Raw genomic sequence first — 14453 nt, forward strand, 5'->3', positions numbered from 1 at the left:
GCGATCGCTCGATACTGCAGGTCACGGAATGGTGACGTCACCATCCGTCACATCCGGGGATGACGTGGCGGGTGATGGCGACGTCGCCATCGCTATGCTGCTCGGCATGTCGCAGGTGCCACCCGCCCGCGGCCGCCCGGGCCCGTCCATCGCCGACGTCGCGCGGCTGGCCGGCGTCTCGCAGCAGACCGTCTCCCGCGTCTCCACCGGCGCCACCAACGTCCGGCCCGAGACGCGTGAGCGCGTCCTCGCCGCCATGGACCAGCTCGGCTACAGCCCCAACCACGCCGCCCGTGCGCTGCGGTCCGGCTCGTTCGGGACCATCGGGCTCATCGCGCACCGGCTCACCCGTACGGGGGAGTCGCGCACGTTCGAGGGCGTCGTCGAGGCCGCCCGCCAGCACGGGTACAGCGTCACCCTCGTGGACGTCCGCACGCCGTCGTCGTCCGACCTGTCCGACGCCGTGCGCCGCCTCGGCCACCAGGCCATCGACGGCCTCGTGGTCATCCGCGCCGAGGACGCCACCCCCGCCACGCTCGCCCTGCCGCCGCGGCTGCCCGTCGTCGTCTCCGACTCCCGGTTCGTCGGGCACCACCCGGCCGTCGGCACCGACCAGGCCGAGGGCGCGTCGCTCGCCGTGCAGCACCTGCTCGACCTCGGGCACCCGACCGTGCACCACGTCGGCGGGCCGCTCGACTCCACCCCGGCCCGCGTGCGCGCCGACGCGTGGCGCACCCGCCTGCGCGCCGCCGGGCGGGCCGTGCCGGACGAGTGGCACGGGGACTGGTCGGCGGCCTCGGGTTACGAGGTGGGCGCGCGGATCGCCGCGTCGCCCGAGGTCACGGCCGTGTTCTGCGCCAACGACGAGATGGCGGCGGGCGTCGTGCGGGCGCTGCACGAGGCCGGCCGCCGGGTGCCCGAGGACGTCTCGGTGGTCGGCTTCGACGACATCCCCATGGCCGAGTACCTGTGGCCGCCGCTGACCACCGTCCGGCAGGACTTCCAGGCGATCGGCGCCGAGCTCGTCGAGCTGCTCATGCGCCAGATGCGCGAGCACGTCAGCCTGGCGGGCCACCACGTGGTCGTCCCGACCCGCCTGGTGGAACGCGCGAGCACGGCCCCACCGCGCACGCGCTGACCCCCGGCCCGCCGCCCCCCGCCCCGCCGCCCGCCGCCCGCCGCGCGAGGGCAACGTGCTGCCCGCATCGGCTCTCGGAGGCGATCACCAGGTTGCCCTCGCTCCCTGGCCGGGTGCCCGGGCCCCCGCGGTCGCGGGGCCCCGCCGCCGAGGGGGCTGTGATTCGTCCGCCGCGGCCCCGCCACGCGAACCAGCGCCCCCTCGGCGGGCGGGTGGTGGTGGGGTCAGGAGAGGAGGCGGGCGATGATGCGGGCGCCGGCCTGCGGGGACAGGTGCGGCGAGCCCGTGAGGCGGCCCTCGAGCGCGGCCACGTTGAGCACGCTGATGACGGCGAGCGCGGTGTCGTAGTCGTCCTGCGTGGTGCCGGGTGCCGCGTCGTCGCCCTGCCGTGCGCGCCGGACCTCGGCGACCTGCTCGGCGAGGACCTGGTGCGACGCGACGTGCAGGCGCGCGAGCTCGCCCGACGCCTCGGGGTGCCGCAGGCCGTACGCCAGGAACTCCAGCGACAGCAGGACGCGCGGGTCGTCCTGCACGCCGCACAGCCAGTGCGTGAGGGCCTCCTCGTCGACGCCGTCGACCGTGACGCCGGGCAGCGTGGCGTCGGGCGAGTCGATGGTGACGTGGAGCTGGTCGCGCGCCAGGGTCAGGAAGACCTCCTCCTTCGACGCGAAGTGCGCGTACACCGCGCCCTTCGTGTAGCCGGCCTCCGCGGCGATGTCCCCGACGGACGCCCCCTCGTAGCCCTTCGCCGCGATGACGCGGGCCGCGGCGGCGAGCAGGTCCGCGCGCGTGCGGTCCACCTTCTGCCGGCGGCGGTCATCGGCGCGCCCGGCGGCTGAGCGTGCGGCGCCCTCCGCACGGTCGGCGGCGTCCCCGGCGCGTCCGGCGGCGGCACGTGCGCCGGCCTCGGCGCGGTCCACGGCGGCATGCGCCGCGGTGGCGGCGGTGTGCGCCATCGACTCCGACGCCTGCGCGAGCCCGCGTGACGCCTCGCGCAGCGACTGCGCGACGGCGTCGCCCACCTCGGGCACGACCGTCCGCGCCTGCTCGCCGAAGAGGCGCGAGAGCGTCGTCGTGGCGTCGACCAGCGCGCGCGTCGCGGTGCTGAGCGGGTCCTCGTGGTCGCTGGCCATGCCCTCAGCGTACCGGGCGGTACGCCGCCATACCGCTGGGTACGGAAAGCCCTTGATGCCCACGGGTCCGCGAGATACCGTCGGGAACGTACCGATCGGAATGAGGAGGCGGAGATGAGCACGGACGTGCTGCTGTCCGTCCGCGGGCTGCGCAAGCGGTACGGCGGGCGGACCGGTGTGCAGGCGAACGACGGGATCGACCTCGACGTCGCGGCCGGGCAGGTCGTCGGCCTGCTGGGCCACAACGGCGCCGGCAAGACGACGCTCGTGCACCAGGTCGTCGGCCTCGTGAAGCCCGACGCGGGCACCCTCACGCTCGGCGGCGTCGACGCGGTCGCGCACCCCGAGGCCGCCCGGCGGCTCGCGTCGATCCAGGCGCAGGCCAACGTGCCGATCACGGGCCTGACACCGCGTCTCGCGATCGAGCTGGTCGGGCGCATCCGCGGCGGCGAGCGGGCCGCCGTCCGCCGCCGCACCGAGGACCTCCTCGACGCGCTCGACCTCGGCGCCTGGGCGGACACCCGCGCGGAGAAGGTGTCCGGCGGCGTCGCGCGCCTCACGTCGTTCGCGATGACGGCCGTGCAGCCGGGCGCGCTCGTCGTGCTCGACGAGCCGACCAACGACGTCGACCCCGTGCGCCGCCGGTTGCTGTGGAACCAGATCCGCGGCCTCGCCGACGCGGGCCACGCCGTCTTGCTCGTCACGCACAACGTGCGCGAGGCCGAGCGCGTCGTCGACCACCTCGCCGTGCTCGACCACGGCGTGGTGCTCGCGTCCGACACCCCCGCCGGCCTCACCGCGGCGCTGCGCGGGTCGCTCACGCTCGAGGTCGACCTGCCCCACGACGGTCCGGTCGCGTGGCACCCGGCCGTCGAGCCCGGCGCGACCGGGCGTCTGCGCGCGAGCGGCGTGGTGCCCGCGGACCGTGCGTCGGAGGTCGTCGCCTGGGCGCAGGCCGAGGTCGACGCCGGACGGCTCGAGCGGTACGCGCTCACGCCGGCGTCCCTCGAGGACGTCTACGTCCGGCTCGTCGGTGAGGACCGCGCCGCCGAGGGGGTGGCGGCATGACCGGCGTCCGGCAGACCCTGCTGCTCGCGCAGTGGCAGCTCCGCCGGCAGGCGCAGTTCCTGCCGCTCATGGTCGTCGTGCAGGCGTTCATGGCCGTCGCGACCGTCATCGGGTACGGCCTGCTCGTCGGCGACCCCGACCCGGTCACCGCGCTCTACCTGGCCACCGGCGCGCCGACCATCACGCTCATCGTCATCGGCCTGGTGCTCACGCCGCAGCTGCTCTCGCAGGCGCGCACCGAGGGCAGCCTCGACTGGCTGCGCACGCTGCCCGTGCCGCGCACCGCGTTCCTCGTCGGCGACCTGCTCGTGTGGACCATGCTGGCGCTGCCCGGCATGGTGCTGGGCGTCCTCGTCGGCGTCTGGCGCTTCGACGTCGACCTGTCGCTCGCGCCGTGGCTGGTGCCCGCGACGCTGCTGGTGTCGCTGACGGCGGCGTCCGTCGGGTACGCGATGGCGTCCCTGCTACCGCCCGCGCTGGCGCAGCTGCTCACGCAGGCGCTGGTGTTCGTCGTCCTGCTGTTCTCGCCCGTCTCGTACCCCGCCGACCGCATGCCCGGCTGGCTGCAGGACGTGCACGCGTGGCTGCCGATCGAGCCGATGGCGCAGCTCGTGCGCGCGGGGCTCGCGTCGGAGGCGTTCACCGTGCCCGGCCGGTCGCTCGTGGTGCTGCTCGCGTGGTGCGCGGCGTCCGTGGTGGGGGCGGTGCTGGCGCTGCGCAGGCGGGCGTAGGGCCGGGGGCGGCGGGGGCAGGGCAGCGGGGGCGGGTCGACGACGACGGACGACGACCGCGCCGGGACGACGACGGTGCCGGGACGACGACGGCGCCGCGGACGGGGTGTCCGCGGCGCCGTCCTGACGTGGTCCGGCGTCAGCCGTTCGTGACGATGAACTCCTCGTGCGTGACGTAGCTCGGGCTGAGCTCGAGCTCGAGCGTGGCCGGGTCGGTCGCGGTGAAGCCGATGTTCCACGTCACCGACGCGCCCGGAGCCAGCGCGCCCGACGGCGGCATGCCGACGTCGTTCGCGGAGTCGAAGATCTGCCTCGCCTCGACGCCACCGGACGTCCCCGAGGCGAGGAACAGCAGCGGGTCGAAGGCCTCGGACGTGCCGTTCTGCACCGTGACGGTCATGCTCACGTGCTCGCCGGTCGTGCCCGCGACCGCGCTCTCCGACGGCGTGTACGGCTGCGGGGCACCGACCGTGACCGCGAGGCCGTCCTCGTACTCGAAGACCTCGCCGAAGGGGACGGTCATCAGCTCGGTCGGGCCGCCGGCACCGTCGTCCTCCACGACCGAGTCGTCGGACGGGGCGGCGGACGGGACGACCGCCTCGGCCGTCGCGGTGGTCGACTCCACCTGGTCCACGAACTCCCGGAGCAGGCTGGAGTACACCAGGTGCGACAGCACCACCATGACCACGGACACGACCGCGACGACGACGGCGCCGATCGCGAGTCCGCGGCCCGGCCGCGCCTTCACGAGCGCCACGATGCCCAGCACGAGGCCGACGACGGCCAGCACGCCGGCCAGGTAGCTCACCACCGGCACCCAGCTGAGCAGCAGCGCGACGCCGGCCAGCACCAGCGCCGTGATCGCCATGCCCTTGCCGGCGGGCCGCGGCCCGGCGGGCGGGAAGCCACCGGGCTGGCCCGTGCCGGGGGCGAGGTAGGGCGGCGGCGCGCCGGGGGTGCCGTAGCCGGGTGCCTGCGACGGGGCGGACCCGTCGGCGGGTGCGGCCCCGTAGGCGGGTGCGTCGGTGGGGGACCCGTAGCCGGGCGCGGTGGCACCGGCGGACCCGTCGGCCGTGCCGGACCCGTAGGAGGGCGCCGACCCGTAGCCGGGGGCCGATGCGGGTGCGCCGTAGGGGTTCGCGGGCGTGCCTCCGGAGGCGGAGGGTGCGGTGGCCCCCGGGGCCGCGGCGGGCGCCAGCGGGATCGCCGGTGCGGCGCCGTACGGGGCCGCCGGGGCGAGGGCCGGGTCGGCCGACGGCGTCGTCGGCGCGCCGAACACGGGCGCCGACGGGGCGGACGCGGCGGGGGCCGGCGCGTCGGTCGTCGCGGGCTCGGCCGGCGTGGTGGGGCGCTGCTCGTCCGAGGGGGACGGGGGTGCGGTCGGCGGCGGCGGGACGGCGCCGGGCTCGTCAGTGGTCACGCGGACGGGGCTCCTCGGGAGGGTGGTGGGGGGCCGTGACGTGCGCGGACATCCGCGCACGTCGTGCGGGGCCAGTATCGAGCACGGGTACGACAGGCGGGTTAGCCCGTCCGCGTGGCGTCGGCGGGACCGTGGGCGCGCCGGGCACCACGACGTACCCGTCGTGCACGTCGCCGAGCACCCGCATGCGCGGGTCGCCCGTCCCCCACAGCCACGCGAGGTGCACGCACAGGATCGCGTCGACCTCGTCCTCCACGGCGCGCAGCTGGGAGACCCGCTCCGCGCCCGCGACCGCGGCCCGGATCTCGCGCCAGCGCGGGTGCTCGGCCAGGTGCAGCGTCGGCCCGCACACGCGCTCGAGGTGCTCGACGAGCCGGCGCCACGCGTCCCGCAGCGACGCGAGGTCGCGCCCCGGCTTGACCTTGTACGGCAGCACGCGCCCGAGCCCGAACAGCGCGACCATCGCCGGGTGCGGGTAGACCTCGACCGCCACGGACGTGTCGCCGTCGGGCGCGGTGGCGGGGTCGACGTCCCAGCCGAACCGCTGCGCGAGCGTCCACCCCCGCGGCGGGTCCATCCACGGCCGCGACCGGTTGCACGGGTGCGCGCCGGCGTCGTACCGCCCGAACTCGGCCTGCAGCAGCTTCTCCGGGACGCGAGACCCCGTCGCGTTGGGCACGACGAGCGGCGCGTCGAGCGCCGCCACCACCCGTCCGGGTGCGTGCACCGCGAGGGCGTCGGCGATCTCGCCGTCCGTGCGGACGGTCGCCGAGTGCGTCAGGCGTCCGGCCGCGTCCGCGAACGCCAGGCCGGTGCGGTTGCGCGTGCCCCAGGCGAGGTCGACGCCGACGTACGTCGTCACACGGGCCAGTGTGCCCGGGGCATGCCGCGGCCGGCCGTGGGCGTCGAGGCCACCGCTCCCGAGCTCGCCGGTCCGCCACCGAGCCCGCCGGTCTGCCGCCGAGATCGCCGGGCCAACGCCGGGCGCGCCGGTCCGACGCCGGGCGCGCCGGCCCTCGCCGTCGACGTCCCCACCGGGCCGGCCCTCTGGCCGAAGGGGAGCCGCACGCGGCGAGCCGAGCGTGGCCACCTCGTCACCCGTGCTCGACCTCGTGACCGGCGCTCGACTCGTGACCGGTGCTTGACCTCGCGACCGGCGCTCGACCTCGTGACCGGTGTTTGACCTCGTCACCTGTGCTCGAGTTCGTCACCCGTGCGCGACCTCGTCACTCAGGAGTGACGATCTCGATGCAGGAGTGACGAGTTCGGCGGGCCGGACGGTGCAGCGGCGGTCGCGGCTGCGGCGTGCTGCCGGTCGGCGGCCGAGGACCGGGAACCGGCTCCCCGCGACCGACACCGATCGTCACGTGCTGACGGAGCGCACCGGCCGCCCACCGAGTCCGCCGGTCGCTCACCGAGTTCGCCGGTTATGCGCCCAGTTCGCCGCTCACAACCGCCGAACTCGCGGCCGAACCGGCGAACTCGCCGACACGTGCGGTGTCGGGCGGTTGCCGGCGACCTCGCGGCCGGCCCGCGAGCTCGGGCCCTACCGCCGAACTCGCGGAGGCGAGCGGCGTGGGGGCGACGGCGTGCCTGGAGACAGCGACGCGCCGGCCCACGGGTGCGGACCGGCGCGTCGTGGTGCGTGTCGCGACGTCAGCGGCAGGGGCCGCCGGCCTCGCTTAGGGTCGGGACGTCGTCGCGGGCGTCGAGGTCGCCGACGTGGAGGTCGGCCCACCGCGGGTCGACGTCCCGCGGGTCGACGTCCCGCAGGTCGAGTGCTCGGACGTCGAGCTCCCCGGCGTCGTCCCCTCCCCCGGCGTCCCGGTGCGGCTCGCGGCTCCGGTCGTCCGCCCTGACGTCGTCCCGTGCGTCGTGCGCCGCGTGCGTGTCGACCGCGTCGACATCGGGCACGAACGCGTCCATGACGGCCGATCCCTCGTGCGGGCCGCCCTCGAGCACGAGCGTGTCGGGGGCCTGGACGCCGAGCACCACGGGCTCCGTCCCGAGTGCGCGGTGCGCGCGCAGGTACGCCGGCACGAGCAGCGCGACGGCGCCGAGCCACGCGAGCGGGTTCGCCCACACGACGCCGGTGAAGCCGAACGCCGCACCGAGCACGATCGCGGCGCCGACGCGCATGACGAGCTCGATGACGCCCGTCAACGTCGGGACGCCCGTGTGCCCGAGCCCCTGCAGGGCGCCGCGCAGCACGAACAGCACGCCGAGGATCGCGTACAGCGCCCCGTTGACGTGCAGGAAGTGGGCCGCCATCGCGACGACGCGCTCCTCGCCGGGGCCGACGAACAGCGCCACGATCGTGGACCCGCCGGTCACCAGCACGACACCGAGCACGAGCGAGCCGATGACGGACATCCACACGGCCTGCACGACGCCGGCGCGGATGCGGTCGGGCCGCCCGCCGCCGTGGTTCTGCGCGACGAACAGCGACACCGCGAGGCCGAGCGACTGCAGCAGCGCCACGGCGAGGCCGTCGACGCGCGCGGCCGTGGTGTAGGCGGCGACGGCGTCCGGGCCCAGCCCGTTGAGGCGGACCTGCACCGCGAGCGTGCCGATCGCGATGATCGACATCTGGAACCCCATCGGCACGCCGATGCGCAGGTGCCGGCCGAGGTCGGCCCGCGTGACGCGCCAGTCCTCGCGGCGCACGTGCAGGACGGGCACGCGGCGGCGCACGTACTCCAGGCACAGCGCGACGGAGACGCCCTGGCTGATGACGGTCGCGAGCGCGGCACCGCCGACGCCCAGCCCCAGCACCGGCACGAGCAGCAGCACGAGCCCGATGTTCAGCACGCAGCTCAGCGTCAGGAAGATCAGCGGCGTGCGGGAGTCGCCGATCGCGCGGATCACCGCGGACAGGTAGTTGAAGAACATCAGCGTGCTGCCGCCGAGGAAGCAGACGAGCGTGAACGTCGTCGCCTGCTCGAGGAGCGGCTCGGGCGTCCGCATGAGGCGCAGCGCGGGCCCGGCGACGAACGGTGCGCCGGCGGTCAGGACGAGGCTGCCGATCGCGCTGAGGATCGTCCCGGACGCCACCGAGCGGCGCACGCCGGCCGCGTCGCCGGCGCCGAACGCCTGCGCCGTCGGGATCGCGAAACCGCTGGTCATGCCCCACGTGAAGCCGAGCAGCAGGAACGTGAGCGCGCCCGTGGCGCCCACCGCCGCGAGGGCGTCGACACCGAGGACGCGGCCGACGACCACGGCGTCGGCCAGGTGGTAGAGCTGCTGGACGACGTTGCCGACCAGGAGAGGGACGGCGAACAGGAGGATGACGCGCCAGGGACGGCCGGCGGTCAGGACCTTGGGCATGACAGGGGGCTCCGCAAATCGGAGGGATGGGGTGGGGGCGTGCGCACGGGCGTTCTCGCCGGTCGCTGTCGCCCCTGAATCGTATCGATACGAGGCGAGTACGTCTGTAGTCCTTTAGGGGACGGTGGTGTCCGCCTGGTCACACGGGGTCGGGGGTCGCGGCACGGAATCGGGGTGATCCGCGCGCCGGGCGTCCCTACGCTGGCGAGGCCCGCCGGCTACCCACCGAGGAGGGGCCGTGACCGCTCCGCACGACGAGGTCCCGATCGACGCCGGCGTCGTCGCGGCCCTGCTCACCGAGCAGCACCCGGACCTGGCGGCGCTGCCGGTCGGGCAGCGGTACTCCGGGTACGACATGGCGATGTTCCGGCTCGGCGACCACCTCGCGGTGCGGCTGCCGCGGCGTGCGGCGTCGGTGGGGTCGATCGAGGCGGAGATCCGCTGGGTGCGCGCGCTCGGTGCGCGGTGGACGTTCCCGACGCAGCGCGTGGTGCGCGTCGGCGCGCCCGGGGACGTCTACCCGTGGCCGTGGGCGGTCGTCACGTGGCTGCCGGGCGTGCCGGCGGCGGAGCGCCCGCTGGACGTGCCGGGCGGCGAGGCCCTCGGGCGGGCGCTCGCGGAGGTGCACGCGCCGGTGGGGGAGGACGCGCCGTACAACTCGGAGCAGTCGGTGCCGCTCGCGTCGCGCGAGGCGGGGCTGCTGACCGCGCTCGACGCGGTGGAGGCGGCGGCACCGGGACGCGGGCTGCAGCTGGACCGCGCGCTCGCGGACCGGACGTGGGCCGAGGCGATCGCGGCGCCGGTCGACCTGCCGCGGTCGTGGATCCACGCCGACCTGCACCCGTTCAACCTGCTCAGCGACCGCGGGCGCCTGGCCGGGATCATCGACTGGGCCGACATCGCGGGCGGCGACCCGGCGACCGACCTCGGGTTCCTGTGGTTGTCGCTGCCGGCGCGCGGGGTCTCGGCGGCGCTCGAGGCGTACGGGGGCGTGTCCGCGGCGACGCTGGCGCGGGCGCGCGGAACCGCACTCGCCATGGCCGCCGGGTGGGCGACGTGGACCGGCGCGGACACGGTGGGGTTCGGGTGGCGGGCGCTCGGCGAGCTGGGCGTGGTGCGCGCGGGTGACGGCGTGGGCTGACCGGGTGCCCGGCGGGCGCACTGTCGCGGGCAGACGCCTCCGCCTCCGCCGCCGGCGGGCCCGCCGCCCTGGGTGGCCCATCGTCGCCCCGGGCGGAGGAGAGTCGTCGAACGGGCCCGCCGGGGGGTCGGGCGTGGCAAGGTCGTGGGTTTCATGTCCGGGGACGTCACGACGGGGAGGCCAACGGAAGTGTCCGGTGTGTCGGAGCTCGGCCCGTGCCGCCCGTGGACGACCGCGTCCGCGCGTGCCCGCGGCTCAACGCGGCGCCCGTCCGTGCCGATCCTGCCGGGGTGAGCGTGCCCAGCGACGACCTGCCGCGGTCCCCGTCGGGACGTGTGCCGCAGTGGGTCGCCGACGAGGCCGCCGGTGTCGCCACCTCCCCCGACGGGTGGCGCGTCCACCCGCTCGCCCCGCCGCCGCCCGAGCGTCCGCGGCGGAGCCTCGTCGCCCGGCTGCTCTCGATCGTGCTGTTCGCCGCCGTCGGTGCGTGGGGTGCGGTCACGCTGCTCCCGCCCGCGCTCGAGCACGTCGACGCGCCGTGGCTCGACACGTACGTCGTCGGCCGCGTGCCCGAGCCGACCGCGGAGGTCGCGGCGCTCGCCGACGAGATGTTCCTGACGGACGAGGGCCGCGACGTGCTCTACCGCGCGCGTCCGCGGCTGCTCGGGGCGTCGGAGCTCGCCGGTGCCTGCGCGCGGGACGACTCGGCGGCGGAGCCCGGCGGCGGCAGCGTGGTCGGCTGCTACCACGGGCCCAGCGGCGCGGCGCGCGCGGACGCGTCCATCGCGATCTACGAGCCGGCGGACGCGCGGCTGCGCGGCTTCGTCGTCGAGACGGCCGGGCACGAGCTGCTGCACGCTGCGTGGCTGGAGCTCACGCCGGGCGAGCGGGCAGAGGCCACCGGGCTGCTCGAGCAGGTCGTCGCCGGCCTCGACCCCGCGGACGAGGTGCACGCCCAGATCGCCGGCTCCGTGGGGCCGTACGCCGAGAAGCGGGCGACCGAGCACTTCGCGTACGTCGGCACGCAGGTGTGGCAGCCCGGCGGCCTCCACCCCCGGCTCGAGGAGCTGTGGGGTCGGTTCGTCGCGGACCGTGGCGCGCTCGTGGCGGTGCACACCGGTCTCGAGGGCATGCTCGACGGCATGGTCGCCGAGGTGACGGCGGCGCAGGGCGCGCTCACCGCCCAGAGCCTGGAGCACCACACCGCACAGGCGCAGCTCGACGCGGACACCGCGACGCTCGAGAGCTACCGGGGCGTGGTCGAGCAGGAGGAGGCGCACCTCGCGGCGATGTCCGCCGGCGAGCGGGCGCGCTGGCGGCTGTCGTGGACGTGGATCGACGGGACGAAGCTGCCCATGGCGCCGGCCGCGGAGACCCTGGCGCAGGCGCGGGCCCTGCTGGTGCGGGACGAGGCGGCGCTCGCGCAGCGCGCCGAGGCCGTGCGGATCGCGGGGGAGGCCGTGGCCGCGGAGGAAGCGCGGGTGGCCGCGCTGAGGGCGGACGTGGAGGCGCTGTACGCGCAGCTGGCACCGGGGGCGGCCGCCGGCGGGTAGGCGGGTGGTTGCCGGGGACGTGCTGCTCGTCAGCAGTCGTCCGGTGTCGGGACGGCGGTGCACAGCTCGGCGACGAGCTTGCTGGTGCGTTCGACGACGTCGAACGGTGCGCTCGTGGTGGTGGTCTGGGCGGTGCCGTCGACGTCGCGCCAGGCCGGGGAGCCGGCGACCTGGTAGCGGCCGGACCACTCGGTGGTCAGGGTGATCGTGCGGGTGCCCAGCGCGCGGTAGACGTGGAAGGTGTCGAACGCGGGGTAGGGGGAGCCGGGGTCGGTGGTGACCAGGGGCTTGGAGCCGTCGCCGAAGTCGTAGGTGTAGCGGGTGGGGGTGGCCTCGACGGTGACCTGGTAGCCGAGGAGGTCGGTGGTCAGGGTGACCGGGGAGGGGTCGGTGTAGACGATCGTCTCCATGTTCACCAGCACCCAGTCCGCGGCCGGCTGGACGTTGAGGACCGGGGCCGGGATGGGGAGGCGACGGAAGTCCTCCGCGGTGAGCACGGGCAGGATGTCGGCACCGCAGCCGCCTCGGTCGACCTGTTCCCACTCGCCCCATGGCGAGGCGGGCGTCGCCCTCTGGCGCCGCCACATCGCGAGAACCACGGAATCCTCGCCGCATTCGGCAGTCCCGAACGGCGTCCCGTCGATCGGGCAGCTCCCGTCGAGGTTGCCCTTGACCCATACCCACGGCAGCGTCGTGCAGATCGGGGACCGCTCGTAGTCGACGAGCCGCTCTGCGGACGAGACGGCGGCATTCCGGCGAGCGACGTCCTCCGCCACCGCGACATTCATGTCGATGGCGGCGCGGTCTGCTGACACTGCTCCCCCGAGGTCGCGACCGCCCGCCACGCTAGCGAGAACGAGCCCGACGACGTAGGCGACCGCGCGCACGCTCATCCGTCGGTCCTCGACACGTCGACGGCCTCAACCGTCCAGTCGCCGTCCCACGACAGCGCGAAGTAGAGCTCGTACGTGCCACCGGCCGAGGACGACACGACAGTGCCGTCCTCGGCTACTTCCTCGGACGGCGGCTCGTCGATCGACAGGGTCGCGGAGAACCACCTGTCCGGGTCGATCTCGACGCCCGACGACGTGAGGACCGCCACCGGTTCGCCCTCCGTTCTCGCCCCGGACCCCGCCATCCGCGTCGCGTCGTCCCGCCGTCCGATGCAGAAGTCGCACGTTGGTGAGGAGAGCTGTTCCCACGCAGCGACGTCCGCAGTGGCATACATGTAGCTGTAGACAGCCATGAAGTAGGTAGCGGCCGCCGCGGCGCCATCTGCGGTCGGGGACGTCATCGCGTCCGGTCGCGCCGGAGGAGTGCTCACCGTCGACGTCGGACTCGCGGTTGGAGCTGGGGACGACACCGCGGATGACGGGGTCGTGGAGGACGTCGGCACCGGTGGCGACGCCGGGTCGGTGCACCCGGTGGCGAGCGCCCCGAGCGCGAGCCCTGCGCACACCGCCATTGCGATTCGCCGTCGATGCATGCCCGGAAAGTACCGGTTGTCGACTGTCTCGACGCCAGCACCGCCCACGCTGTGGATGGCGAGCGCGGCCGTCGAATCAGAGCACCGAGGAGGGTTCGGTGTAGGCGATCACCTCGACGCTGACCCGCACCCAAGGGCGCCGCAGGGATTCGCACTTGATGGCCGCTATCCATCCCTATCGCGGCATAGATAGATAGTCTCGACCCATGTCCATCCCTGTCGACCCGAGAACCACGGGCGCATCCGAGCGTTCGTGGCCGGCGCTCGCCTGGGAGGAGCTGCGGTGGCAGTCCACGCTGCCGCCCGAGCTGCTGTCGCGGTCCGCCCGGGAGGAGCTCGCGCGTCCGTACCGGGCGGCGGTGACGCCTGCGATCGCCGACCTCGACGTCCACCTGCCCCGGGCGACTGCCGCGGCGGCAGAGGAGGCGTCCGCTGTCATCCGCGACTTCGACGCCGAGGCGGCCGGTGATGTCGCCCCGTTCGCGGCGATCCTGCTGCGGTCCGAGTCCGCATCGAGCTCGCAGATCGAGAACCTGGCGTCCGGTGCGAAGCAGATCGCGCTCGCGGAGCTGGGGGAGGAGTCGCGCCGCAACGCGGCCCAGATCGTCGGGAACGTGCACGCGATGCAGGCGGCTCTCGCGCTGTCCGAGGCGATCGACGCGGACGCGATCCTCGCCATTCACCGGGCCCTGCTGGTGGACGCCACGCCCGACCTGGCCGGTCGGTGGCGGACGGAGCAGGTGTGGATCGGCGGTGGTGGGTACTCGCCGCACGGCGCCGCGTTCGTCGCACCGCACGCGGGCCGCGTCCCCGCCGCGATCGACGACCTCGTCGCCTTCACCCGACGCGACGACGTCCCGCCCTTGACGCACGCCGCCCTCGCCCATGCGCAGTTCGAGACCATCCACCCGTTCCCCGACGGCAACGGGCGCACCGGGCGCGCGCTCGTCCACGCCCTGCTGCGACGCCGGCGCCTCACCCGGACGCTGACGGTCCCGGTCTCGGCCGGACTGCTCATCGACACCGCCGGGTACTTCGGCGCCCTGACCGCGTACCGAGAGGGCGACCCGGCCCCGATCGTCGATGCGCTCGCCGGTGCGGCCCACGCGGCCGTGCTCAACGGGCGGGTGCTGCTGGCGGACCTCCGCACCATCCGGCAGGAGTGGCGGGCGGCCATCACGGCACGCTCCGACTCGTCCGCGTGGCCGCTGGTCGACCTCGTCCTGCGCCAGCCGGTCCTCCACACCGCGCTCGTGCAGCAGGAGCTGGGCATCTCGCACACCAACGCGACGCGGGCGATCGAACGGCTCGTCGCCGCGGGTGCGCTGGTGGAGGTGGGGGGCCGGCGGCGGTCGGTGCTGTGGCAGTCGACGCAGGTGGTCAGTGCGCTGGACCGGTTCGCTGCCCGGGCTGGAAGGCGAGGGCTGGGGGAGGCGTGACGAGGTGAGCTGCGTCA

General features: G+C 75.2%; 12 protein-coding genes. 6 read left to right on the forward strand and 6 right to left on the reverse strand.

Annotated features, from left to right (window positions below):
• The first annotated feature begins 106 nt into the window (after nucleotides 1-106).
• Nucleotides 107-1138, forward strand: coding sequence for a LacI family DNA-binding transcriptional regulator (locus E5225_RS00975; protein WP_243738092.1), 1032 nt, complete (start codon nucleotides 107-109; stop codon nucleotides 1136-1138).
• Between the two features lie 224 nt (nucleotides 1139-1362).
• Here E5225_RS00975 and E5225_RS00980 read toward each other — a convergent pair whose 3' ends face one another.
• The gene (locus E5225_RS00980) at nucleotides 1363-2271 is read right to left on the reverse strand and encodes a TetR/AcrR family transcriptional regulator (RefSeq protein ID WP_135972275.1); all 909 of its coding nucleotides are present in this window, start codon (nucleotides 2269-2271) and stop codon (nucleotides 1363-1365) included.
• A 114-nt stretch (nucleotides 2272-2385) separates the two neighbouring features.
• Between E5225_RS00980 and E5225_RS00985 the strand changes: the two genes are divergently transcribed.
• Nucleotides 2386-3339, forward strand: coding sequence for an ABC transporter ATP-binding protein (locus E5225_RS00985; protein ID WP_135972274.1), 954 nt, complete (start codon nucleotides 2386-2388; stop codon nucleotides 3337-3339).
• A complete protein-coding gene (locus E5225_RS00990; RefSeq protein WP_135972273.1) occupies nucleotides 3336-4070 on the forward strand; it encodes an ABC transporter permease in 735 nt (244 codons plus the stop codon). The genes E5225_RS00985 and E5225_RS00990 overlap by 4 nt, the downstream gene beginning before the upstream one ends.
• A 139-nt stretch (nucleotides 4071-4209) precedes the next feature.
• Here E5225_RS00990 and E5225_RS00995 read toward each other — a convergent pair whose 3' ends face one another.
• From E5225_RS00995 to E5225_RS01005, 3 genes are all read right to left on the reverse strand, one after another.
• Nucleotides 4210-5490: a hypothetical protein gene (locus E5225_RS00995; RefSeq protein WP_135972272.1), complete on the reverse strand. Its 1281-nt coding sequence runs from the start codon at nucleotides 5488-5490 to the stop codon at nucleotides 4210-4212.
• Nucleotides 5480-6352, reverse strand: a complete 873-nt coding sequence (locus E5225_RS01000) for a DUF429 domain-containing protein (protein WP_166435889.1) — start codon at nucleotides 6350-6352, stop codon at nucleotides 5480-5482. The genes E5225_RS00995 and E5225_RS01000 overlap by 11 nt, the downstream gene beginning before the upstream one ends.
• Nucleotides 6353-7146: 794 nt before the next feature.
• The gene (locus E5225_RS01005; RefSeq protein WP_135972270.1) at nucleotides 7147-8817 is read right to left on the reverse strand and encodes an MATE family efflux transporter; all 1671 of its coding nucleotides are present in this window, start codon (nucleotides 8815-8817) and stop codon (nucleotides 7147-7149) included.
• A gap of 238 nt (nucleotides 8818-9055) precedes the next feature.
• On the opposite strand from E5225_RS01005, the gene E5225_RS01010 reads away from it, so the two are divergent.
• Both E5225_RS01010 and E5225_RS01015 read left to right on the forward strand, forming a co-directional pair.
• Nucleotides 9056-9958, forward strand: a complete 903-nt coding sequence (locus tag E5225_RS01010; protein ID WP_135972269.1) for a phosphotransferase — start codon at nucleotides 9056-9058, stop codon at nucleotides 9956-9958.
• Nucleotides 9959-10248: 290 nt separating this feature from the next.
• Nucleotides 10249-11511 carry a hypothetical protein gene (locus E5225_RS01015; RefSeq protein WP_135972268.1) on the forward strand — a complete coding sequence of 421 codons (1263 nt, stop codon included), beginning with the start codon at nucleotides 10249-10251 and terminating at the stop codon, nucleotides 11509-11511.
• A 29-nt stretch (nucleotides 11512-11540) separates the two neighbouring features.
• Here the strand turns inward: E5225_RS01015 and E5225_RS01020 are convergent, their stop codons facing one another.
• A complete protein-coding gene (locus E5225_RS01020; RefSeq protein WP_243738091.1) occupies nucleotides 11541-12404 on the reverse strand; it encodes a hypothetical protein in 864 nt (287 codons plus the stop codon).
• On the reverse strand, nucleotides 12401-12997 hold the full coding sequence (locus tag E5225_RS17830) for a DUF6318 family protein (protein WP_341867951.1): 597 nt from the start codon (nucleotides 12995-12997) through the stop codon (nucleotides 12401-12403). Before E5225_RS17830 ends, E5225_RS01020 begins: the two co-directional genes overlap by 4 nt.
• A gap of 206 nt (nucleotides 12998-13203) precedes the next feature.
• On the opposite strand from E5225_RS17830, the gene E5225_RS01030 reads away from it, so the two are divergent.
• Nucleotides 13204-14436, forward strand: a complete 1233-nt coding sequence (locus tag E5225_RS01030; RefSeq protein WP_135972266.1) for a Fic family protein — start codon at nucleotides 13204-13206, stop codon at nucleotides 14434-14436.
• Nucleotides 14437-14453: the final 17 nt, after the last annotated feature.

Origin of the sequence: Cellulomonas shaoxiangyii (assembly GCF_004798685.1) — a bacterium.
Classification (GTDB): Bacteria; Actinomycetota; Actinomycetes; order Actinomycetales; family Cellulomonadaceae; genus Cellulomonas; species Cellulomonas shaoxiangyii.